The sequence below is a fragment of the Halobellus rarus genome (genome assembly GCF_024494595.1).
GTDB classification, from domain to species: Archaea; Halobacteriota; Halobacteria; order Halobacteriales; family Haloferacaceae; genus Haloquadratum; species Haloquadratum rarum.
The window spans coordinates 99,648-123,462 of the sequence record NZ_JANHDI010000008.1; the positions used below are offsets into that span (position 1 = coordinate 99,648).

Annotated in this window: 14 protein-coding genes and 8 pseudogenes; 12 read left to right on the top strand and 10 right to left on the bottom strand. The window is 53.3% G+C overall.

Going from position 1 to position 23,815, the window contains the following annotated elements:
• Positions 1–32 precede the first annotated feature (32 nt).
• Positions 33–1,844 (top strand): ABC transporter ATP-binding protein, encoded by a 1,812-nt coding sequence (locus NO876_RS10325; protein ID WP_256421595.1) that lies wholly within the window; start codon positions 33–35, stop codon positions 1,842–1,844.
• 433 nt (positions 1,845–2,277) lie between these two features.
• Here the strand turns inward: NO876_RS10325 and NO876_RS10330 are convergent.
• The 3 genes and pseudogenes from NO876_RS10330 to NO876_RS10340 all read right to left on the bottom strand — a co-directional run.
• Positions 2,278–2,959 (bottom strand): annotated as a pseudogene (locus NO876_RS10330) (IS630 family transposase); the annotation flags it as partial.
• Positions 2,948–3,549: pseudogene (locus NO876_RS10335) on the bottom strand (IS5 family transposase); the annotation flags it as partial. The pseudogenes NO876_RS10330 and NO876_RS10335, both read right to left, overlap by 12 nt.
• A gap of 96 nt (positions 3,550–3,645) precedes the next feature.
• Complete coding sequence (locus NO876_RS10340; RefSeq protein WP_256421596.1) at positions 3,646–5,172, bottom strand: asparagine synthase-related protein; 1,527 nt, start codon at positions 5,170–5,172, stop codon at positions 3,646–3,648.
• Positions 5,173–5,359: 187 nt separating this feature from the next.
• Between NO876_RS10340 and NO876_RS10345 the strand changes: the two genes are divergently transcribed.
• Positions 5,360–5,998: an IS6 family transposase gene (locus NO876_RS10345; RefSeq protein ID WP_256421597.1), complete on the top strand. Its 639-nt coding sequence runs from the start codon at positions 5,360–5,362 to the stop codon at positions 5,996–5,998.
• Between the two features lie 66 nt (positions 5,999–6,064).
• On the opposite strand, the pseudogene NO876_RS18025 reads toward NO876_RS10345, so the two are convergent.
• The 3 genes and pseudogenes from NO876_RS18025 to NO876_RS10365 all read right to left on the bottom strand — a co-directional run bounded on the left by NO876_RS18025 (position 6,065) and on the right by NO876_RS10365 (position 9,432).
• Positions 6,065–7,069: pseudogene (locus NO876_RS18025) on the bottom strand (NAD(P)H-dependent flavin oxidoreductase).
• 339 nt (positions 7,070–7,408) lie between these two features.
• Positions 7,409–8,557, bottom strand: a complete 1,149-nt coding sequence (locus NO876_RS10360) for a hypothetical protein (protein WP_256421600.1) — start codon at positions 8,555–8,557, stop codon at positions 7,409–7,411.
• Between the two features lie 240 nt (positions 8,558–8,797).
• A pseudogene (locus NO876_RS10365) lies at positions 8,798–9,432 on the bottom strand (IS6 family transposase).
• Between the two features lie 183 nt (positions 9,433–9,615).
• Between NO876_RS10365 and NO876_RS10370 the strand changes: the two are divergent.
• Positions 9,616–9,748: pseudogene (locus NO876_RS10370) on the top strand (IS6 family transposase); the annotation flags it as partial.
• A 207-nt stretch (positions 9,749–9,955) separates the two neighbouring features.
• Here the strand turns inward: NO876_RS10370 and NO876_RS10375 are convergent.
• Positions 9,956–11,123: pseudogene (locus NO876_RS10375) on the bottom strand (IS4 family transposase).
• Positions 11,124–11,211: 88 nt separating this feature from the next.
• On the opposite strand from NO876_RS10375, the gene NO876_RS10380 reads away from it, so the two are divergent.
• Positions 11,212–12,321, top strand: a complete 1,110-nt coding sequence (locus NO876_RS10380) for a glycosyltransferase family 4 protein (RefSeq protein ID WP_256421601.1) — start codon at positions 11,212–11,214, stop codon at positions 12,319–12,321.
• On the opposite strand, the gene wecB is transcribed toward NO876_RS10380, so the two are convergent.
• On the bottom strand, positions 12,310–13,377 hold the full coding sequence (gene wecB / locus NO876_RS10385) for a non-hydrolyzing UDP-N-acetylglucosamine 2-epimerase (RefSeq protein WP_256421602.1): 1,068 nt from the start codon (positions 13,375–13,377) through the stop codon (positions 12,310–12,312). The genes NO876_RS10380 and wecB overlap by 12 nt on opposite strands.
• A gap of 124 nt (positions 13,378–13,501) precedes the next feature.
• Here wecB and NO876_RS10390 point away from each other — a divergent pair, with 124 nt between their 5' ends.
• The 4 genes from NO876_RS10390 to NO876_RS10405 are packed head-to-tail and all read left to right on the top strand — an operon-like array spanning position 13,502 to position 17,471.
• A complete protein-coding gene (locus NO876_RS10390; protein WP_256421603.1) occupies positions 13,502–14,047 on the top strand; it encodes an acyltransferase in 546 nt (181 codons plus the stop codon).
• Between the two features lie 23 nt (positions 14,048–14,070).
• Positions 14,071–15,129: a DegT/DnrJ/EryC1/StrS family aminotransferase gene (locus NO876_RS10395; RefSeq protein ID WP_256421604.1), complete on the top strand. Its 1,059-nt coding sequence runs from the start codon at positions 14,071–14,073 to the stop codon at positions 15,127–15,129.
• Positions 15,110–16,087: a Gfo/Idh/MocA family protein gene (locus NO876_RS10400; RefSeq protein ID WP_256421605.1), complete on the top strand. Its 978-nt coding sequence runs from the start codon at positions 15,110–15,112 to the stop codon at positions 16,085–16,087. Before NO876_RS10395 ends, NO876_RS10400 begins: the two co-directional genes overlap by 20 nt.
• Positions 16,080–17,471: a nucleotide sugar dehydrogenase gene (locus NO876_RS10405; RefSeq protein WP_256421606.1), complete on the top strand. Its 1,392-nt coding sequence runs from the start codon at positions 16,080–16,082 to the stop codon at positions 17,469–17,471. Before NO876_RS10400 ends, NO876_RS10405 begins: the two co-directional genes overlap by 8 nt.
• A gap of 14 nt (positions 17,472–17,485) precedes the next feature.
• Here the strand turns inward: NO876_RS10405 and NO876_RS10410 are convergent, their stop codons facing one another.
• Complete coding sequence (locus NO876_RS10410; RefSeq protein WP_256421607.1) at positions 17,486–18,697, bottom strand: glycosyltransferase family 4 protein; 1,212 nt, start codon at positions 18,695–18,697, stop codon at positions 17,486–17,488.
• A 29-nt stretch (positions 18,698–18,726) separates the two neighbouring features.
• Positions 18,727–18,867, bottom strand: a pseudogene (locus NO876_RS18030) (glycosyltransferase family 1 protein); the annotation flags it as partial.
• A gap of 123 nt (positions 18,868–18,990) precedes the next feature.
• Between NO876_RS18030 and NO876_RS10415 the strand changes: the two are divergent.
• The 4 genes and pseudogenes from NO876_RS10415 to NO876_RS10430 all read left to right on the top strand — a co-directional run.
• Positions 18,991–19,476, top strand: a pseudogene (locus NO876_RS10415) (GDP-mannose 4,6-dehydratase); the annotation flags it as partial.
• 1,113 nt (positions 19,477–20,589) lie between these two features.
• Positions 20,590–21,564, top strand: a complete 975-nt coding sequence (locus NO876_RS10420; RefSeq protein WP_256421608.1) for an NAD-dependent epimerase/dehydratase family protein — start codon at positions 20,590–20,592, stop codon at positions 21,562–21,564.
• Complete coding sequence (locus NO876_RS10425; RefSeq protein WP_256421609.1) at positions 21,564–22,901, top strand: nucleotide sugar dehydrogenase; 1,338 nt, start codon at positions 21,564–21,566, stop codon at positions 22,899–22,901. The genes NO876_RS10420 and NO876_RS10425 overlap by 1 nt, the downstream gene beginning before the upstream one ends.
• Positions 22,898–23,815, top strand: coding sequence for an NAD-dependent epimerase/dehydratase family protein (locus NO876_RS10430; RefSeq protein ID WP_256421610.1), 918 nt, complete (start codon positions 22,898–22,900; stop codon positions 23,813–23,815). Before NO876_RS10425 ends, NO876_RS10430 begins: the two co-directional genes overlap by 4 nt.

Here is a 23,815-nt window from a genome sequence, read left to right on the forward strand (position 1 = left end):
GTCGCCATCCGAAATCGGAACAACTCACCGCTATGTCATCGTCAGATCCCGAACCGGTCTCCAGACGCGAGAAACTCGATGCCCTCCGTGACGTCGCGAAGTACAACCCGACGTACACGACAGCAGTGGTCGTGCTCGGGGTCGTCGCCGCGGTGCTTGAGGGCGTCGGCCTGAGCTTCATCCTCCCAATCGTCGAACTCGTCCAGCTTCAGGACCCCGCCGCGGAGGCGGAGGGACTGCTCGCGGTGTTCGTCACGGCCTACCAGGCACTCGGGGTCCCCTTTACGCTCGGATACGTCGTGGTGGGCGTGTCGGCTGTGATGGTCGCGCGGTACACGACCAGCTTCGCAGTCGCGTGGTTCCGGGAGGCGCTGCGGACCTACTACATTCGAGATCTCCAGACGCGAGCGTTCCGAAACGCGTTGAATGCACGCGTGGAGTACTTCGATAAGGAAGGGTCTGATGACATACTGAATGCGATCGTGACGCAGACGTACTATGCCGGGCGGGTGATCCAGCGAGGAATCCAGACCTTCGAACAGTTCTTTCTGGCCGGAATATACTTCCTCGTGGCGTTGATCATCGCGCCGGCACTGACGATCATTACCGGGCTCGTCCTCGGCGGGTTCACGATTTTCTTCCGGCGCGTCCTTGACTCGGGATACGATGTGGGTGACGAAGTCGCTGAGGCGAACGAGAGACGACAGGAGGCCGCACAGGCAGGGACACAAGGGATCCGCGACGTGCGGATCTTCGGACTCGCTGATGAACTCTTCGAGGATTTCTCACAGGCGGTCAACCAGTATACAGAATCACGTATCACGCTACGACGAAACGAAGCCGCGATCGACAAGTTCTATAATCTCGTCGTCGCTGTCTCGGTGTTCGTGTTGATCTACCTCGCGCTGACGTTCGCGAGCCTCTCGGTCGGCGAACTGGGCGTCTTTCTTTTCGCGATGTTCCGACTCGGGCCGCGAGCGAGTAATGTGAACAAGCTCTACTATCAAGTCGAGAACGATCTGCCGCATCTCGTAAGGACCCAAGAGTTCATCGAAGAGCTGGAGTCGTACGAAGAACCGAGTGAGTCAATTCGGGAAGTCCCCAAGGAGATCCAAGAAATCGAATTCGATGACGTCCACTTCTCGTACGACGACGAAGAGAAGGTGCTCCGCGGGATCGACTTCACCGTCGAGAAGGGTGAGTTCGTCGGATTTGTCGGACAGTCAGGTGCGGGGAAATCGACGATCGTTTCACTTCTCGCCCGGCTGTATCCGGTCGATAAAGGTGAGATCCGAGCAAATGGGATCCCGGTCGACGAGATGGATATCGCAGAGTGGCGCGACCGACTCTCGATGGTTAGACAGGACCCGTTCATCTTCAACGATACGCTCCGGTACAACCTGACGCTCGGGAATCGAGAGGTGTCTGGTGAGGAACTCGATCGGGTGTGTTCGATAGCTAAGGTCGATGAATTTATCGACGAGCTTCCGGCTGAGTACGATTCGCTTCTTGGCGACGATGGGGTTCGGCTGTCGGGTGGACAACAGCAGCGCGTCGCGCTCGCGCGGGCACTACTCGAGGACGCGGATGTATTGATCCTTGACGAGGCGACGAGCGACCTCGACTCGAATTTGGAGAAACAGGTCCAGCAAGCGATCGAGGAGATGGATCGGGACTATGCGGTCGTCACGATCGCGCACCGACTGTCGACAGTGAAGAACGCCGACCGGATCTACACGATCGAGGAGGGCCGGGTTACGGAGACGGGACAGCACAGTGAACTCGTTGAAGAAAATGGGAAGTACGCGGAGTTATACGGGATTCAGTCAACGGATTCGTTATAGTATGGTACTTGACTTCGCACGTTCTGTTGTTGGAACGCGGAGAGACTACGTGAACCGTTGTTGCTGCCGATCACATTGTTCCTGTTATGTCCTGAGCCAATCGACCAGTTCGAGTGCTTCTTGACGAGGTAGAAACACCACGCCAAGACCTACGTCACAGATCTTGTTGCCGCCAGCAACAACACCATTCAGAGTTTCTCGAATATTGTTCTCCTGGCCAAGAGAACGCCCCTTGAATAAGTTCCTCACCATATACAATGGGACGAAGAACAGCTCAACAAAGAACGACTCGAGCTACTCCAGCAGACCGATGAGACGCGATAGACCAGTAAAGGTGTTGTCACCATCGACAACACCTTCACGCACAACACGGGTGAAAACATTCCTCACACAGGGAATTCTACGATTACGGAATTCACAGCTATAGTAGTCATTAGAAATAATTGCTCATATTAGGGAGCGAAAGTTGGTCGAGAGCGGTATCGATCGTGGTGGTCAGTTGCTCAAGCGAGTCGAAGAACCGGTTGCTGAGGGCGTCTTGGAGTTGTCGTCAGCACTCTTCGACACGGTTGAGTTCCGGCGAATACGCCGGTAACGTGACGAAGTCGAGGTCGTCACGGGCCGCCAGGTCCGTGACGACCGACGCCTGGAAGTACGGCGCACCGTCCAACACGACGATCAAGTCTTTTTCGAATTCTTTGCATAATGCGAGAATGAAATGTTTTGCGTGATCGGCGGTAACGTACTCGGTGAACCGTGAGAAAAAGCAGTCGCCGTCTTCGGTGATCGCGCCAAGCAGGCACGTCCAGTCGCGTTGGCCGGACAGTTCGACGCTCGGCCGCGTTCCGCGCGGAAACCACGCGGCACGCGGCTCGACCTGCACGGATTTTTTGGTTTGGTCGACGCAGACTATTGTGGCGTCCATCTCCGCCCGCTTTTTTGATCTCGTCATAGAACTCCTCTTGGTCGGATTCCTCGGCTTCGGCGGCTGTACGGCGAGGTTTTTGATAGTTTAATCCAGCTTCTTCCAACAGCCGCCGACAACTCGGATAGGAGTACTCGACGCCGTAGGTTTCTTCGAGAAATTCCTGGACGAGCGCCGGCTTAATCAGCGGTCTCACGTCCTCTTCACGCAGTTTCTCACGTAACTGCATCCAGTCGTAACCTTTGTCGGCGGCGAGGCTGGTCAGGTCGCCTGCGTTGCGGGAGGCGACCTGCTAGCCGAGCTGTGTGTCGTGCGTTTTCTCAGTCGTACAGTGAGCGTCAAGGACAGCTTGAGATTCTGTATCGACGAGAGCGGTCGCTTTGAGTGTCTGAACGCGGTAATTCGTCCGGCGGCAGTAGTGCTTGCTCGCGTTTTCGCGGTCGAAGAACGTAGCACCGATGGCGGCGTGACCTGAGAAGTCGCGCAGCAGCACTCGCCAGACCTTCATCTGGAACCTATCAAACGCCTTAACCAGCGTAGAGTATCTGGGAGATTGCCCTCTTCGAGGCCGATCTCCCCAAGAATATGCGGCATTTCGCTCAACAGATCCAGAGCATTGCGGTACGACGCATCAAGGTAAATCCGCAGACAGTGCAGCGAGACGAGAGCGTAGTCGGCGAAGCCGCCACCCCCTTCGGGGGCGGCGACTTCGCCTCGGCCACCAACGGCATTTTTAGCTAACGTGACCGCTTTCTTCGTGAAGCGGGAGATTTTCGACATAGCCATCGACACTCTCCCGCTTCATCTTCCAAGTTCTAACGGTCGAACTTGACGCTGTCTAGTGATTCTCCAGAGCCCCTCAGTTACTTCTATTCATCACGGATTCAAATCAATCTCCCCAAGAATATCCTTAGCAATGAATGTATTTATATTCCCAATACCGGTAGAGTGCTGATTATATTCCGTCTTATCAACCAGTCCGTACCAGGCTAATGGATGGTTCTTATACATCTTCTCCCTTTTATATCTATAATAAAATGGTTTCATAGCATTTCCAACTGAGGTCCCTCGGAGGTTAGTTTTGATTTTTTCAGAGATCGTTGATCTTTCTGTTCTTACCTCTGTCCCTGGTTTGAACGTACCCACTTCACTACATCTCCTCGAGACATAATCATTGTATAATTTTCTGTTGATGCGTTCACGAACTGGGACTGATAGCCAAAATTGTACTAATTCACGGTCCCAAAGAGGGAGATACCAATCATAATTAAATGTATCCCACAACCGAACCGAATTGATAATGAATTTTGACTGTCGATTGTTGAAACCCCATCGTTCATACGCTTCTAGAGCTGAATTACGGGTCTCGATATCTGGAGAGTCAATCGTCCTTCTAATACGGGATCTTACCCGCTCTTTAACGTCGTCGGACATCGATGATAGTGTATAGTGTTCATCCATAACTAGATTAATAACATCTTCTAGACAAACCTGCTTTTTTTGGTGTATCGTTTTGGGCAGACTTGCGCCAGAAATTGTATCTCCACCGTATCCAGGAGTAAATACAGAATCAGATGTGATTTGATTTTTTTCTTCTAGATACCATAATGCTGGCCCGGCTTCGATGTGCGGAATTGAAACAAGTGTATCTGAGTGTTCGTACAACTGCTCACGGCGATCAGAATTATACCATCTTCGCCAGAGTTCTTCAGTATATGGGATATGAATCCATTCTAAATCTAATGAGTTTGCTGTCTTTTTTGCTAATTGGACCTCTTTACTGTTTCTTCGACCATATGTAAAACATAATACATTTTTGTAAGCAGAATCTTTAAGTTCAGTAGCAATTAACCGAGAATCAATACCTGCACTAAGTGGAAGAACTATTTGTCTCCCATCTGCATAATCAGTCAACCGCTGTATCGCGGTTTGAGTAACTTGTCTTAGGTTATTATTACCACTCTCATTAATATACTTAAAATCAAAGTGTGAATTCGTGCTTAATTTTTTATTCTTTCGGTCGTATCTACATATGCTTCCGGGAAGTAACTGTTTTATTTTTGGATTTCTGGTATCATTGTCAACAACATATCCTGTTGTTCTAAATTCAATATTATATATCTGATCACGGAAAGTGCCTACCTTATTTTCTATCCATTTAATGCTGTCACTAAATATGAAATCATCCCCTATTTTCGAATAAAAAATAGGGATACTTCTAACGTGATCCACAATTAGAATTACTTCATCATCGGTTACGCGGGCTAAAGCATAGAATCCATTATTCTGCGACAGTTTATTTGCATTCGTATTGAGCGTGGGATCAGCTGCTTGGTCTGATCGTACGTGCCAACCTTTCTCTGTATGCCAGTCAGAATTAAGTGCATACTCTACCTCAGCCATATTATGAAAGATAGAGAAACAGCGACAAAAATATTCTCTTATTAGAGGGTGTCATAGAACTTTTCTCACACTGTGATCACGGTACTGCCTGGTTGTCTCCTCGTTCATAGTTGGTGATAACGACGACAAGGCGAAGGCACAGGGTCGCGTTAAGTTAGAGGATGAGGCGTTCGAGTTCTGAGTGTCTATGGCAGAATCCGAACGCCTCAGCGAGTGTATCGAGTGGATCGACTTGTCGTTTGTGGAGCGAAAGCGGACTCCCGAGTGGGCGATTCAAGTGGGCATCCGGTGTCATCTTGCCAGTATGTCAACGAGGGATGCCAGTCAACTTCTCGATGAGTTGGGAGTCCAGCGCAGTCACGTCACTATTCACAACTGGGTGCACAAGGCTGATCTACAGCCGATTTCGACGGTCACTACAGATCAACTCGCGATTGACGAGAAAGTGATCCGCGTCAACGGCGACGACTACTGGCTATACGGTGCCGTGGATCCCGAAACGAGCGAAATCTTGCACGTCAGGCTGTTTCCAACGACGACGAAACAGACGACGCGATGGTTTCTGGCCGAGCTTCATCGACGATATCAACTCAACAACGTCGAATTTCTCGTTGATGACGCCGATTACTTGGTGAATGTCCTTGAGGAAGACGGGTACCGATTCCAGATGATTTCACATGGGAATCGGAATGCCATCGAACGTGTCTTTTGGGAAATAGAACGACGAACGTCTTCGTTTGCAACTAGCTTCAATCATCTCAATCCGAAGACAGCAGAATCGTGGCTCCAAGCTCTCGCCGTCCGGCACAATTCACGCCAAAGTTAACGCGACCCGGTGTTTATGTCACAATCTCACAGCCGAATCAGCCGTGAAACTCTGCTTGCGTATCTATCAATTGGTCCGTTCCAGTGCCTCGATTGTTTCTTCAGCGAGGGTTGCCACAAGTTCATCTGCTGGTTGCTCCTTCTGGGTTAATCCTGCGCTCTGTCCTGCATAAAGCAGCAGTTCTTTCACGGCGCCTTCTATACCGGGGACTGCAAGCGAATCCTCATACCGACGTATCGGTGTGCCATCATCCGTTTCTGCGACAACCTCGTCCTCTCCCGGGCGCTCGGTTTCTGGCTGTCCTGCCGCTTTCCAGTCCGCGACAGTCGTGTTTTCAAGTACTCAATGCGGCACATCCGGCCAGCCTTCGTCGAAGAGAGCCGAGTAGACCGTTTCGGTCTCATCCGCTCTGAGTACCCGCTGTCGATATAGTCGATGGACGTGAGCTTCCTCCGTTACGAGAAACCGCGTGCCGAGCCACGCACCAGTCCCCCCGAGCGTGAGTACGGCGGCAATTCCACGCCCGTCTGCGATTCCGCCAGCAGCAATAACTGGTGTGTCAGGAACTGCATCAACTATACGTGGCACCAGTGGCAGTGTTGCAACCGTACTCTGCACGTGACCACCTGCTTCCCACCCCTGTGCAACGAGAACATCGACACCCGCATCAACGGCTGCTTTCACCTCTGCAGCACTCCCTACCGTCTGAAGGACAGTACCGTCGTGCGAGTGGATTTGCTCAATGTAGGGCACAGCATCCCCGAATGAAAAGGAGAAAATATCGGTTCCTTCGTCAAGGCAGACCTCCACGTGGGTCTCCATCGGAATGTCTTTTGCGTCTGAATCCGCAACAACGTTTACGCCAAAAACACCATCTGTTCTGCGGTTTGTTTCGGTGATAACCTTGCGAGTCGCCTCTTCGTCTCGCTATGTGACAGCGAGCATCCCGAGTGCGCCAGCGTCAGCGACAGTAGCTGCCAGTGCGGGGCAGGTCGCGCTTCCAATCGGCGCTTGAACGATGGGAACGTCAAGACCAAGGGTATCAGTGAGAGTCGTCGTCAGTTGTGACATCGTAAATCAGGTAGATCTCTAATGGAAAATTCTTGATTCTGATGATATGTGAACACTCTTCACTGAGCGATTCTGGGAGCGGAAATACAGGTGTGCTAACCGTTCTATGACACCCTGGTGTTTCTCCAACTGACCTCACCGACTACTCTTCATCGCGAGGTAAACGTTCTCTCAGGGCCCGACTCTTCGCAGACCACTTATCGGCGTCGCCGTCCACTTACATTCCCAACATTCATCTAGCTCACTGTCTAAGTCCTCGTTGAGCAGGTCTGCAAGATTCTGGATAGGATACTTAACAGCCTGCTCGTTCCTAAATCTACGCTAACGAGACAGTGCCCTCTACTGGATCACTTCACGCTTATTAGAGGTTTGAATAGATGAATATAGAATAGCGAGAGCAATACCAACTACTAACCCATGGGTTAGTAGTGTAGTCGTAAGGGCGCTATTTATGAGACTGAAAAAAGGAATGATGACCGCAGTAGTGGCGATCGGATCGGTTGAATCAATCATACTATTCGCAATAAGAAGTACAAACCCCAAAACGATAGATACAATTAAAATACCCAGTAACCCGAGTTGAGCGTATCCATCAGCGAAGTATGCCGCATTTGCGGATGCCCCAGAGAAATACTCACGACCGATAATCGTTGGAAGTGATTCTTCATACACCTCATCAATGAAGAATCCCACTCGACTCATAGAAAAGTATGCAAATTCATTCTCGGAAAAATAATCGTAATAGTGTGTCTGAGCTTTTGGAGGCAAAAAGAAAACGCGTCGGATCATAATTGAAGGTATGATCAGAAGGTCGGAAAACAAATAAACAATATATGATGAAACAACAGAGATAGAAAGAACCTTACTTAGTGTAAGAGAAACACTTCCCTCAAAAAGAATCCAAATAAGAAGAACAACTAACCCAATTGAAAATAAGTATATTTTATGAGATGTATATAAATAAGTACCAAGCTGAAGACAGAAAGCAACTAGCCCCACCATATATTTTTTATTTGTTATCCCATATGCGATTAAAAATGGATTCACTACCTTTGCCTGCCAAGAAACTAGGTAGACAAATAGCGTTCCACCATATATTGTCGTACCACGGACCTCATAGACATCTCTTAGATCTAGAGCAGTTAGCTGAGGTAATCCATTCTGGATTAATAGCCATAATCCGATAAAAATTGAAAAAGAAAGAAGCAAAGTTGTTAAATTATATATATTTATTGGGAGAGAAGGGCGAGTTAAGTGTATTCCTAGGTCGCTTATCAAAATAGTAAGTATAAAGCCAATACAGATAATAGAGGTATAGATCAAGTTCCCCGGACCCAATATCGTATAAACAAGTAAAGGGACAAGAGAGAATGCGAATAAAAAATGTAGGATTATTAACCGCAAACTTGTCTCTTTTACTGGTAGAGACAAGCCTATTATAACAAATAACGTAATACATATACCCAACTCATATGGTGATAATGACATCGAGAAACCAGAATATGAGAACATCGGAACAACAAATATTATATAAAAGAGAGACAATATAAGAGCAAAGACTATATAGTAAAACACCATTAATAATTTGGATTTGTAAATAGTTTGATATGGATTGATTTTATTTAATTGTGGGTTCATATAGCGCTTATTCTCTTATAGACCGTTATACTCGTTAGTTAATAGACTTGCTAAAACAGTAGCTATCTTGTTGGGAGTTACAGGTAGTGTTTAGTTTGGACCATTCTGCCAGCGAGCGAGGCTTGGAGCCATGATTCGGCTGTTTCTGGTTCGACGTGGCTGAAGCAGGTCGAAAACTACGAGGTTCGGCGCTTCAACTCGCGAAAAATCCGTTCGATGGCATTTCGATTTCCGTATCGAGATATCTGAAATCGGAGGCCGGCTCGGTGAAGCGCGGTTTGGAGGTGTTGGGCGCCATCGACGAGGAAGACGGCAGTTTCGACATCGTGTTTTTCTCGCAGTTCGCGGAGGAAGATCTCGGTGAGGGCGGTTGTCGTCGTCGAAAACAGGTGGATATGAAGCAGTTCGTTCGTCGCTGGATCGCCAGCAGCGTACACAGAATTGCTGGTCGTTGATGCGAATCACGGTTTCGTCGAGCGCGACCTGATTCGGTTCTCGGCCGGATTCGGGCTGTAGATCGGCTTTTTGCACCCAATCGTGGATCGCTTTTCGGCTCCGCTGGACACCCAGGTCTTTGAGCAATTCGACGGTATTCGACAATGAGAGCCCCCCGCAACGTGCGATTGAATACCGAGTCCCATCGCTGACTCGGGTGTCCGCTCTCGCTCCACAAAGTCCAAATCGATCCAGTCTCTATGTCTGGTGAGGCGGCTGATTTCTGGCATAGGCACCAAGAAATTGGTCCGCTTCACTTTTCACGCTTAACTAAACACGACCCGGCAGGCTGCCGAAACTTACTTCACGCAAATTATCCTGCGCATCTCAGCCGGAAATCACGTGCTGCTGGGATGAAGTACGCAAAGTCGCGTCCAATGGATCCGCGTCGCCCGGAGAACGCAGAGGAGATTCTCGCCGAGAAACACGATCTTTCAGACACTGAGTTTCTGGTCGATGACTACGGATACTTGACTGCCCTCTTTCGCGTCGGATTGAGCGGTCACCTAGACTACGTTGACCGAAACCTCATCGAAAAATGTCCTTGTTTCGAGGTGATAAAGTCACCGAGCAAGCGACTCGACAGAATCCGTCGAATGACTGTATATGTGCTCGAACAGTACAACATTCTCAGGAAGAACAGCCGGGAGAGGAAGTCCATTTCGGGTCATCCTCCGGAGTTGGACGAGAAATTCACAGACTGAGGAGAGCTGCCGCTCACAGCGGCGGCGCTCCAACCACTGCGAGACGAATTCAGCCGTAGGTTCGCAACGCCGTGTTCCATCGTGTGCGGATCGTTCGGATCGCTTCCGGAACGCCACTCCGAAGTGGGTGGCGCTGCCGGAACCACTTGACCAGCATATACCCGATCAACGTACAGAAAATATCGAATAAAACGCCATTCAGCGATTGTGAGTGGAAATTTTTGATATTCGTGTACTGTTTCAGTTCTCGGAAGACGATCTCAATCATAGTTCGAAGCGTGTAGATGCTCATCACCTCTACAGGTGCGTATCCTGACGACAACGTCGTCAGATACGCGAGTTCTTCGCCATCGACGTCTTCGAAGACAATGCGGCGAAATTTCTCACCGGTCTCAGCTAGCTCAATTCGTTCATCGCGGAGGTGTCGTGTCTCCTGTTCGTCAGTAATCTCGACATCTTGGACGTGCTTCAAGATGTCGGCCCGAGCGTCAGATTGGAGTAGACAGATGAAGTCCTTGCCACGCTCCTTGAGTGAGCAGAATTGCTCGTAATCGAGGTAGCCGTGGTCGAACACGTGAATTGTCGAGTCGAGGTCTGCAAAGACCTTGACGTCGCTCTGGAGATGACCAAATTGGGTCGGTTCCCGCATCACGCCTGGCGTAATCGTGACACCAAATGGAGACTTAGCGTCGCCGTCAACGCGAGCGGCAGGATTGAGATGGAGCCCTTCCTCACCCGACAGAATCACCCGCAGGGTCTCGCTGTCACGGCTCTCGCTCGGCATAGCAATTGATCTGGTGAGGGTGAGATTCGTAGCATCAGTTGCCACAACGGCTCGCTCTAGCCAGTCGAGGCGTTTGCGTTGGACCCCGCGTTGGTGATCGAGTTGCGGTGAATGAAGTAGCTCGAAGAAGAGACGAACGACCGCGCGGTAGTCGCGGTCGTTCGTCAATCGAGAGAAGGTCGAGCCAGCCATATACGCCACCTGCTCGTGGGTGTTGGTTTTCTCATCGACCTCGGCAAGCGAGTGGGGGGTGAATTCCCTCAAGAATAGCGACTTTGTGGTGGTTGTCGAAATCGTGTTTCGCAGTGTAAGTGCTGATTTCGAAATCGTCAGCAATGGACTTGCTGTCGACTGCGTCGAGCAGCGAATAATATTCAGCTCCGACGGTTAGTGAGGAGGTGCTTTCGATCGGGCATTCAGTTTGTGTTCCCATCAGCCCGGATCTAACTACTCGAAACGGGACAGATTATACTAAGTCCAAATCAGGTCAGTTATACGTCTGCTCCTCACCTGTTGTTGTGATGGATAGTCTACACCTAACAACCGCCCATACGCCGATAGACACCCGGATCTTCGACAAGGAGGCCACCAGTTTGATACAGGCGGGGTTCGATATCGGGATCCTCGCACACGATACGCCGGATGAAGACCGAAACGGCGTTCGATTTTTTGATCTCGGATCGGTCGACACACGCGCTAAGCGATGGCAGAGCATTCCACAGGTCGCTCGAACGGCAAAACGTCTCGACGCGTCGATATACCACTTTCACGATCCGGAGTTGATCCCAGTTGGCCTTTACCTCTCGGCGACGACTGATGCAGCCATCGTGTACGATGTCCACGAAGATTACGGACACATCGTTACGACGCGCGAGTGGATTCCGAAGCCGGTATCGGTTCCGCTGTCGTATACAGTCCCCAAAATCGAGAGGTACGCAGCAGAGCAGTTCGACGCCATAATTACGGTTTCCGACTGGATTGCTGCTCCGTTCCGCGATCGAGGGATACCTGTTACAGTCGCCCACAATTTTCCCCGGACGGAATCGTTACAGCAGGCAACGAACTCGATCAAGCGAACCCGAACACACGTCCTCTGTTACGTCGGTGGGTTATATGAGCTACGTGGGATCTACCGAATGCTCGAACTCCTCGAAACGTTGCTGGAGCGTGACGTTGATATCGAGTTGTGGGCACTCGGGGAGTGGTCTCCAGACGAGGATCACGCGCGAGTGAATCGTTTCATTCAACAGCGAGATCTCAAAGACCACATTCGATTCCCTGGTTATCTTCCGTACGAAGATATGTTCCTGTACCTCCACTCTGCCGACGTCGGGCTCGCATTGCTTGACGTCGAACACTACAAGAAAGGCGTTCCAACGAAGTTCTTCGAGTACCTCTATGCGGGCCTGCCGATCGTGACGACTCCCGTCGATGCAGTTGAGGAGTTTATGCCCGAACAGTACTGCTATGTCGTTCCACAAGGAGATACGGAGGCCACGGCAGACGCCGTTGAGAAAGCTATCACGACCGACTACGGCGCGGAAGTGATGCGCTCCCTAGTCGAGAAAGAGTACAGCTGGGAAGCTGAAGCCGAGAAACTCGTCGCTCTGTACGAGGATCTACTCCGATAGCTCACTCAACGCCCGAAAGATCGTCTCCCCCGCTTTGCCGTCTCCATAGGGCTCTGAATCCGACGACGACCGAGGTGGGTCAGCCAACGCCCCCGTGATCGCGTCGGCGTCCGCACCCACCAACACGTTCCCACCGGCTGCGACTGTCTCCGGCCACTCCGTTTCTTCACGCAGCGTCACGCAGGGAACGTTGAGGAAGAACGCCTCCTTCTGAATGCCACCGGAATCGGTCACGATGATTTCCGCACCGGCCTGAAGCATAACGAAGTCCAGATATCCAACTGGATCGATGAGCGTGAGATTTTCTTCGGCCATCTCCAGAAGATCGTATCGCTCTAACCGTTCGATCGTCCGCGGGTGAGTTGGGAAGATGACGGGACGCGGATCGGCAGCAAGACTCGCAAGGATCGTCTCCAAGCGTGCCCGATCGTCTGTGTTCCGAGGTCGGTGGACTGTCGCGAGGAGGTACTCCGTGTCCCCAACGCCGAGATACTCACGGATCGTCGAATGTTCTGCTCCTTCCTCGCGCGCCCACAACAACGAATCGTACATCACGTCGCCAACGTTGTACACTCCGTCAGTGATCCCCTCGGATTCAAGATTGTCGACGGCGCGTTCGCTGGGTGTGAACAGGATATCCGCGGCGTGATCGGTCAAGATTCGATTCATCTCTTCGGGCATATCCCGATTAAAACTTCGTAATCCCGCCTCAACGTGTGCCAGCTTCACGTCCACCTTTGAGGCGACAATTGCGGCCGCGAGCGTCGAGTTCGTGTCCCCGTAACAGAGCAGTACGTCCGGTTCGTACTCGTCTACCAACTCCTCAAGTCCGATCATCATCTGAGCGGTTTGAGTGGCGTGACTATCCGATCCGATACCGAGGTTGTGATCCGGCTCAGGGATTCCCAGTTCCTCGAAGAACACGTCGGAGAGTTCCTCGTCGTAGTGCTGACCGGTGTGGACGAGTATCTCGTCGTGGTCGCGACGCAATTCACGGGAAACCACGAAGGCCTTGATGAACTGTGGTCTAGCTCCGACAACCGAAAGAACGTCCATATCGGATATCGATAACTCCAGAACCCAGTTATACCGTTCGATATGACGCGGGTGACAGCCCTCGTATCGGAAGATTATCATACTTCTGCCGACTGGATCCGAACAGGAGACAATCTTTGACGATATGAATCAGGCTACGATCGGGTACGAGTATGCGGACGACTCCGACGATCCCCACATCGGAGCCGACCCGACGATTCGGGCGGGGACGATCATCTACGACGACGTCGCAATCGGCGACCGATTCTCGACGGGTCACTACGCGCTCGTTCGAGAGTTAACCGAGATCGGCGACGACGTGCTCGTCGGAACCAAGGCCGTCATCGACGGGCGCACGACCGTCGGATCCGGAGTCAGCCTCCAGACCGGTGTGTATGTCCCCTCCGACACGACGATCGGCGATCACGTCTTCGTCGGTCCACATGCCATCTTGACCAACGATCCGTATCCAGTCCGGGAGGATGCCGACCTTGCCGGACCAACGATCGAAGACCACGCGTCTATCGGCGCGAACGCGACGATCCTTCCTGATATAACTCTCGGAGCCAGATCGTTTGTTGCGGCTGGATCTGTCGTCGTTGATGACGTACCACCGGAGACGCTCGCGATCGGTGCGCCCGCGGAGCATCGACCGCTTCCCGAGGAGATCCCGCGGCAAAACGAGCTATGACGATACGGATCGCCAACCCGACGATGAGCGACGAGGCAAAGGATCGCGTAGAAGCCGTCCTTGACAGCGGAATGCTCGCGGACGGGCCGGAGGTCCGTGAGTTCGAAGACGAGTTCGCGAACTACTGCGGAGTCGAACACGGAGTCGCGACGGCAAACGGAACGGCCGCACTCCACGCCGCGCTTGAAGCGCTCGGGATCGGCAAGGGCGACACCGTATTGACGACACCCTTTTCCTTCGTCGCCACCGCAAACACGGTCCGATTTACCGGGGCAGAGCCGGTGTTCGCCGATATCGACCCGGAGACGTACAATATCGATCCCGAGGCGGCCGCGACGACCGCACGTGAACACGATGTCGACGCGATTATGCCGGTCCACCTGTACGGACTCCCGGCAGACATGGATTCGATCTGCGAGTTGGCAGACGAGCTCAACGTTCCAGTTATTGAGGATGCAGCACAGGCACATGGCGCAACCTACGACGGCGATCGAGTGGGTGCCCTTGGAGATGTGGCGTGCTTCTCGTTTTACCCGACAAAGAATATGACCACGGGAGAGGGCGGAATGATCGTTACCGATTGTGACGGCGTCGCCGAGGCAGCTGCTCAGTTCGTCAATCACGGCCGGACCGAGTCGTACGACCATACGACACTCGGACACAACTTCCGAATGACGAGTATGGCAGCGGCCATCGGGCGGGTCCAGCTGGACCAGCTCCCTGAGTTTATCAAGACCAGACGATCGAACGCTTCGAAGTTGACCAACAGTCTTGCCGAAACGAGCGTCGTCACTCCGACCGAACCGGAGAGCATAAGACACGTCTACCATCAGTACACGATCCGTACGAACGATCGGAACTCACTCCAAGATCACTTGGACGACCACGGGATCGGAAACGGGGTATACTATCCGAAGTGTATTCATAATCAACCTGTGTACGAAGATATCGAGGTGACGGCACCGGAAGCCGAGCTCGCCGCGACTGAAGTCCTCTCGCTTCCGGTTCATCCCTCCCTCTCGGACGACGATGTCGATCGTATCATCGAGGTAATTCAGGACTATGACACGAAACAAGACTGACGTTGGCGTGATCGGCGTCGGATCGATGGGCCAACACCACGTACGCGTGTATCGTGAGCTGAATGACGTAAACCTCGTCGGGATCGCTGATGCCGACTCGGATCGAGCGAGCGAGGTCGCCGAGAAACGCAATACCGAAGCGATCGAAACGGGAGACCTATTGGAGGCCGTAGACGCCGTCTCGGTCGTCGTCCCGACTCAGTATCACTACGACGTGGTGACGACGTGTCTGGACGAAGGCGTCGCGACGTTCGTCGAGAAACCAGTGTTAGGATCGCTCGATCGCGCCAACGATCTCCTCGCTCAAGTCGAGGCAGCGGATGTGCCCGTCCAAGTGGGTCACATTGAGCGATTCAATCCTGCCGTGACTGTGCTCTCAGAGATCGTTGAGGATCTCTCGCTCGTTAGTGCCCGTGCTCGACGACTTGGCCCCGAACCAGATCGGAAGATTGAGGACAGCGCTGTGACCGATCTGATGATCCACGACATCGATATTGTGCTGTCTTTATTCGACGAGACACCCACCTCGGTATCCGGATCCGGTGTCCGTGAGGGGCGACACGCAAGCGCACTTCTGGAATTCGATGGTGATCGAATGGCGTTGCTTACTGCGAGTCGAAAGACACAACGGAAGGTCCGAACCCTTGAGATCACCGCAGAGGAGTGTTTCATCGAAGTCGATTATCTCGATCAGTCGATCGAGATCCACCGAAATTCGGTTCCAGAATATATTGAGGAAGATGGTGATGTTCGGTTCAAACACGAGAGCATCGTCGAACGGCCCGTTGTCCAAAACGGGGAACCGCTACGGAGAGAACTTGAATCGTTCTTGGAAGCTGTAAAATCGGAAACAACGCCAGAGGTACCCGTCCAAGACGGATTAGATGCTCTTTCAGTCGCACTAGAAATCGAACAGGAAACGAGTCCCGACCTCGTGATGGCTTCAACCGATGACTGATTCTGATAGCCCGCCAATAAATCTCGAATCGCTGTACGGAACTTCTGTAGAGGAAGAAACTCAACAAAAAGCATTCTCAGAGGGCGAGGTTCCAGTCGCCGTTTATGGGCTCGGAAAGATGGGTCTTCCCTTAGCGTCCGTGTTCGCAGAGACGTGTGGGAACGTGATCGGAGCTGATATCGATCCCGATGTCGTTGCTACCCTTCAGGACGGAGGGTGTCACGTAAAGCGGGAACCTGGACTTGATTCGCTTGTCGCCGATCTTGTCGATAGCCGATCTCTCCGAGCCACGACGGAACCCCGTGAAGCGTCTCGAGATGCGTCCGTCCACGTAGTGATCGTTCCAACCCCGATCACCGACGAGAAAGAACCGGACCTTGCGATCCTCGATACGGTAATCGGAGATATCGCGACTGGACTAACCGAAGGAGATCTCGTCCTCATAGAGTGTACGGTGCCACCCCAGACGACCGAACAGCGGGTTTTCGAGCAACTGCTCGAGGAATCGGATCTCGAACGCGGAGAGTTCGGCGTCGCGTTCTGTCCCGAACGAACTTCCTCGGGACGAGCACTCAAAGACATCAGGGGTGAGTATCCGAAGGTCGTCGGAGGTGTAGATGAGGAAAGTACTCGTGCTGCGAGCGTGATATACGATACGATCAATTCTGAAGGCGTGCTTACGGTTTCGAACGCAACGACTGCGGAAGCCGTCAAACTCTTCGAGGGACTCTACCGAGACGTTAACATTGCACTCGCAAACGAACTGGCCAAATTCACCGACGAGTTAGGAATTGATGTTCGTGAAGCAATCGATACCGCGAACACACAGCCGTTCTGTCACATTCACGACCCTGGTCCTGGCGTTGGGGGCCACTGTATCCCGTATTATCCATATTTCCTGATCAAGCCGTTTGAGACACCATCTCCACTCCTCTCTACGGCACGAGAAGTGAACGATTCGATGCCGTCGTTCACTGTCTCCAAGGTGCGGGAAGGGCTGGAATCGCAAGGAATCGCAATCGAAGATTCAACAGTCGTCGTACTCGGATTGACGTATCGTCCAGGCGTCGAAGAGATCCGAGCTTCGCCCTCGATTTCCATCACCCACGAACTCACCGATCTCGGTGCGGACGTGTATGCCATAGATCCGTTACTCGATATGTTCGATGCCTTTGAAGCGCAGCCGATTGATCAAGAGGATATCTACGATCTCGGAGCCGATGCGATCGTTCTTGTGACTCCACATAAGGAATTCGAGGCAATCCGATGGGAAGAACTTGATACAGACCCCAATGGGCCAGCCGTTCTTATAGATGGCCGAGCAACGCTTGATAACTTAGATTTTGACGCGTGGACCTATACTATCAGTGGTGGTGCTCGATAGAATCGTTCAACCAGTTATGCTGGATTGTCGAGGATCGTGTCTAAATAATTTCTTGCGATTGTATCCCAGTCGAAGTGTTCAGCAACGTACTCACGGCCTGCCACCGCATACTCTCGTCTCTTGTCTGGATTCTCACGTAACTGGCGAACTGCTGTGGCTAGTGCTTCTCCGTTACCCGGTTCAAACACGATACCTGCGTTGGCCTCGGTAAGTACCCTTTCTGCCTCTCCTTGTACACCGAGTACGACTGGTAGTTCGGCAGCCATCGACTCTAGCAGCTTGGATGGAAGTGCCATCTTAAACAGATCGTTCGGTTGTAGATGAACGAGTGCAATATCTGATTTCGCTAAGATACCGGGTACCTCCTCTTTCGGACATCTTCCAGTGAACACGACATTGTCGTGATTCGTTGCTGCTTGCTCAAGCGTTTCTTTCTCAGCACCGTCTCCAACAATGAGAAACTCTACACCGTCCAGTTTCGGGGCCGCGTCGAGTATCACTGATAGGCCGTGAGCCCGTCCAATAGTCCCAACGTAGGAGACGGTGAGATCTGTTGAATTATGAGATAGAAGGTCGGTATGTGTATTTGATATTTGATAGAATTCAGGATTTATCCCGTTTGGCTGGTACGATATTTTGGATTCATCCACGTCGGCCTCCGTAAGCGGATCAGCGAATGCCTGTACGACGATAATCAGATGATCGGCTCGATGATAGAGGAACGTCACGGTCCGCTTGAGCAACCAAATAACGAACCCGTTGTCGAAGTCGCTGACGGCCAAGATGGATTCGGGCCACAGATCGCGAATCTCGAACACAAACGTCGCTCGCTTGATCCGCGCGATGACCCAGGCGGAGACGCCTGTGAGCGGTTGCGGCGAGGTCGCGATCACGACCGATGGAGAGACGTATCGAAGTCCGACAGCCATCGAGATGAGCATAAACCAGAAGAACTTCAGGCTGCGACGGAGGAGATCCCCGCTGGGCGACGTGATCGTTTTCGTATAGAATACGTCCACATCATCCCGTTTTTCGTGTCGCAACCACTGGTTATCGTACCCGTCGTAGATCTCGCCTTCCGGATAGTCCGGCGCGGAGGTCAACACGGTCACTGCAGCCTCCTCCGACCACCGTTTGGACAGTTCGTCCCATCTCGTCTGGGAGGCTCCTGTCTCCGGGGGGAAGTACTGCGTTACGACGAGGATCGATTCGAATTCGTCCGTCATACTTGTAGACAATCTCTATTCCAATCTTGAAGCGATTCGTCCGCCCGCGTCGTGAGCACGGTCACGTCGTGACCCATCGTGGCCTGGTCTCTTGACATCGCGTGGACATAGTAGTCCCCGATTCCCTTCGTGTCGGGAGAGGTCCACGGCGTGACCCGGAGGATTCGCATTATGTTTCCCTACCAAACGCCCGCAAACAAACGTATCGATCCGTATTCATCGAACCCCATCTACGGGCCGCACTGAGTCCTCGCCCGAGAGTAAGGTCGTCGAGGCACAACCACTTACGAGGCCTCGCCCACGAGCGCTACGCCGAGTACTACGCGAATCACCACGACATAAATATATCCGGGTTCTACTTCTTTTCCGCCTATCGGGCCTCGGCGGCAAGAGGCACACAAGGACGCGAACACGGTCGCGCAGTTCGCGGATGCGACCGCGCGGCGAGGCCCCAGAACTATTCGGAGACGGCACCTAACGGGGGATTTCACCCACATCGTAGGATATCGCTCGCGCCTGCGAACTCCCTGCGGCGAGGAACTCACTGGCGTTTACAACGTCGGCACCGAGGAAGCCTACTCGTTCAACGAGATGGTCGCACTGATCAACAACGCGCTCGGCACCGAAATTGACCCCGCATACGTCGAGTGCCCTTCGACAGTTACGGCATCTTGAAGTTTTGTGAGGCCACCGGCTGGGAGCCCGAAATCGACTTTGAGGAGGGCGCCGACCACGTCTACGAGCCGTACCACGAGGCTGGCGCTCCCGAGACGAACTAAGCGGGACGCGATCGATAGGAAAGCGTGGCCGTTTCGAGCCACTCCGGAATCTCCGGTCGATCGCCCACTCCACGAGTCGTGATCTGTCACAACCCAATAACCCCATCTCGTATGGACGTAGTAGTCTATCGATCGTGCGATGGCGACATAGCGTGAGCTGAACGACAAGGGCGTTAGCAGTGCTCACCACGATCTGGTGACTCCCACGAGAGGCATCCGATCTCGCTGTTGTGACGAAGTGAGGTCGACGTTGGGTCATTGGTCCGCTTCCGTCCTGCGTGGGGATCGTGTTCCGTGACGGATTAAGATGGGGGCCGATCGTATCTTCGACAATATGATGATCTATAAATCACCATACTGTTCTAACGTCCTCTGGCACGATGTCCGATGAGACGCCTCCCGTTAGAACAGACATTGCTAAATGGCGACGGCGAACGCCGTGACGTAAATGCTGTCGTCACGGAAGAGTGGATCGGGAAGACGACGCCGTTCGAACGAGTGTGAGAGATCGTCCGACAAATCTACGATACCGGATCAGCTACGCACATCGCTGATTGCTCCTATGTGTCGTCGATGGCGGCGCGAAAACATCTCCGGACGCTTTATTGATGCCGGCGAGATGACGACATCCCAAGAGAGACAGACGACCCTGTACCGCCGGGTGGAGATAGCTATCGTCATCGAGCACTCACGATCACTCCTTGCGGAACGGACGCCCGTAGAGATCGCAACCGGAATTGCCGATATGAATGCGAAATACGGGAGTGGCGCGAGACACCCGAAAAGTTTGCCTGTGAACTGGATATCGACGTCGATCTGTCTCTCCCTCATCTATACCACCCGTCAGCACGACCGACCGTCACTTCCGGGTTCGCTTCGTTGCGTTGTGAGTTCCAGATCGATTGCTTTGCGGTCCAATGACACTGTTCCGCCAGCGGGGCACAATCTTTCGAGCGTCGTTGACACTCACCCCGACGGCCTATCTCTTGGAGCACGAAAGATCAAATGGATGGTGTCCGAGACAGATCCTACCACAAAAATCATTCAAATAACGACCACCACGAACTGATACACAAAGTTAACGTGTTCCTACCACGGATACTACTCTAATTGATGTCAATCCTGGTTACTGGGGGGGCGGGATTCATCGGCTCGCATCTCGTTGATCACCTCCTCGCCGAGACCGACTATCGGGTTGTCGTCCTTGACGACTTTTCGACGGGGAGTGCGTCGAACCTCGCACATCTTGACACCGATCGCCTCGAAACTATCGACGGTGACGTGCGCGATGAATCTCTCGTCGCCAAGTTAGTCTCTGGGGCAGATGCCGTCTACCACCTTGCGGCCGCTGTCGGCGTGAAGACGATTGTCGAGAATCCCTTGGATTCGATGCAGACAAACCTCGAAGGGACGAAGAACGTCCTTGAGGCGGCCGCTGCGAGCGATTCCACGCCGACGTTCGTTGCATCCTCCTCTGAAGTGTACGGTAAGTCAGAGCCCGTCCCGTTCGCGGAGGGAGACGACCGCGTGTACGGTTCGACCACCTCGCAGAGGTGGGGATACGCCACCGCCAAGGCCGCTGATGAGTTCCTAGCGCTGGGGTTCCACGCCGAACGCGACCTTCCAGTCGTCATCGGCCGCTACTTCAACATCGTGGGCCCACGACAGACGGGTCAGTACGGAATGGTGATTCCCACGTTCGTCGAGCAGGCACTCGCCGGCGACGACCTTACGGTCTACGGCGACGGCACGCAGACTCGCAGCTTCACCCACGTCGAAGACGCTGTCTCGATCACCCACGACCTCCTGACGACCCCCGATGGGCACGGTGAGGTGTTCAACGTCGGTGCGCCGGATCCGACGTCGATCAACGATCTCGCGAAGCGCGTCATTGAGCTCACCGGCTCCGACTCGGAGATCACTCACGTCCCGTTCGCGGAGGCGTATGACGAGGACTTCGAGGAGCCCGACGAGCGCGAACCCGATGTCTCGAAACTCCACGATGCGCTCGGTCGCGCACCAACGGCCGACCTCGACTGGATCCTGCGTGACGTGATCGATGAACGGACCGACGAGGTGATCGCCTGATGCAGGGCATCAAGGAACGCCTCGCTGACCGCGAGGCCGAGATCGGCGTGATCGGGCTCGGATACGTCGGCCTGCCGTTGAGCCTCGCCTTCGTGGATGCCGGGTTCGACGTCCACGGGTTCGATATCGATGAGAAGCGCGTCGAGCGCCTGCAAGCCGGAGATAGCTACGTCGACGACGTGAGCGATACCGATCTGGCGGCAGGGCTCAACGACGGGTTCACCCTGGCGTCAACCTCGGATATCGTTGCCGACTGCGACGCGTACATCATCGCGGTTCCGACTAGTATCTCGGACGGGGAACCGGCGATGGGCGCAGTCCGGGCTGCCGCGAAAACGATCGCCAAGCAGGCGGGCAAGCGCGAGACGCTCATCGTGGTCTCTAGCACTGTTTACCCCGGTGCGACAAACGAAGTGGTCGCCCCGATTGTCACCGCCGATCGATCCGCCGGGTCGACTCTGTTCGCGATGGTTCCTGAGAGGCTCAATCCCGGCGGAGACCACGAGATCGGAGAGATCCCACTCGTAGTGGGTGCTGACAACCCAACTGCGCGGGACGCCACAAAGATGCTCTTCGGAACTATCACCGAGACCGTTTCGGTAGATGCGACCGAGACAGCAGCGCTCTCGAAGACCCTGGAAAACACCTACCGGATGGTGAATATCGCGCTCGTGAATCAACTCGTCGCGCTCGCCGAGCGGCTTGACGCCGATGTGTGGGAAGCGATTGAGGCTGCCGGTACCAAACCGTTCGGGTTTCAGGCGTTCGAGCCCGGACCGGGCGTCGGCGGTCACTGTATTCCGATCGACCCGCAGTTTCTCACTTGGCAGGCCGACGAACTTGGGACCGAGCTCCCGTTTATCGAGCACGCCCACGAGGTAAACGAGGAGATGCCCGGTCGAGTCGTCGACGGCGTGACCACCGCGCTCGAAGCCCGTGGCATTTCTCCTGATGACGCCTCGGTGCTAGCGTTCGGCGCGGCGTACAAATCGAACGTCGGCGACCCAAGACACTCGCCGGCGATCGAGGTGTTCAACGGCCTCCGACGACACACCAACGTGACCCTCGTCGATCCACACGTCGATCCCGAAGAAGCTCGGATCCCGATTGTTGACACTGTGAGCGCCGGGGAGATAGAAGCGGCCGACGCGGTTGTCCTCCTTGTAAATCACGATGCGTTCGACCTAGAGCGGCTCGGCGAGCTGGCGAGCTTTGTCTACGACGCGAAGAACGCGATGCCGTCAGATGCGTCCGCGACTGTAGTGACGCTTGGAAACGTCGATACGGAGCTGCAATCGCACGCTCTCAGATACGCACCCGCGGGAGGACAGCGATGACCGAATTGGGCCCAACGGATCAAACCGTTCTCGTTACAGGTGGAGCCGGATTTATCGGGTCGCACCTCGTTGAGCACCTCGTTGATGACAACGAGGTCCGGGTTCTCGATAACCTTTCGACCGGATCACGGGAAAATCTGCCTGCAGATGCAGAGCTCATCGTCGGAGACGTTCGCAGTACGGACGATCTGTCTCGGGCCACTCGAGACATCGATGTTGTGTTTCATCAGGCCGCACAGGTCAGTGTCGAACGCTCGATAAACGACCCTACCGAGAGCTTCTCGAGTAATATTGAACCGACGATAGACGTTTTGGAATTGGCTCGGAAGCGGGATTTCCGTGTCATCGTGGCTTCAAGCTGCGCCATCTACGGTGATCCAGAATATACTCCAATCGATGAGAGTCATCGGACGGAACCCAACTCACCGTACGGGTTGGAGAAACTCACTGTCGATCGCTACACACAGTTGTATAACGAGCTATATGATATCGAAACGGTTGCCCTCCGCTATTTCAACGTCTATGGGCCGCGTCAATCGGTAGGTGACTACAGCGGCGTAATAAGTGTCTTCAGAGAGCAAGCCAACGCTGGGGAAGATCTGACTGTCGAAGGAGACGGCCAGCAGACACGTGATTTCGTTCACGTGGACGATATCGTACGGGCGAATATGTACGCAGCCGAGACGAAAGAAACGGGATACGCGTACAACGTTGGTACCGGTTCAGCGACTTCGATCCGGGAATTGGCCGAGATAATCCAGGATCTGTCGGATTCAACTCCAGATATCGTTCACATAGCGGAACGGAAAGGGGACATCGAGGAAAGTGAAGCGGACCTCACAAAGATACAGAATAAACTCGGTTTCGAGCCGAGAGTACCGCTAAAAGAGGGGCTCCGATCGCTAATGAACTAA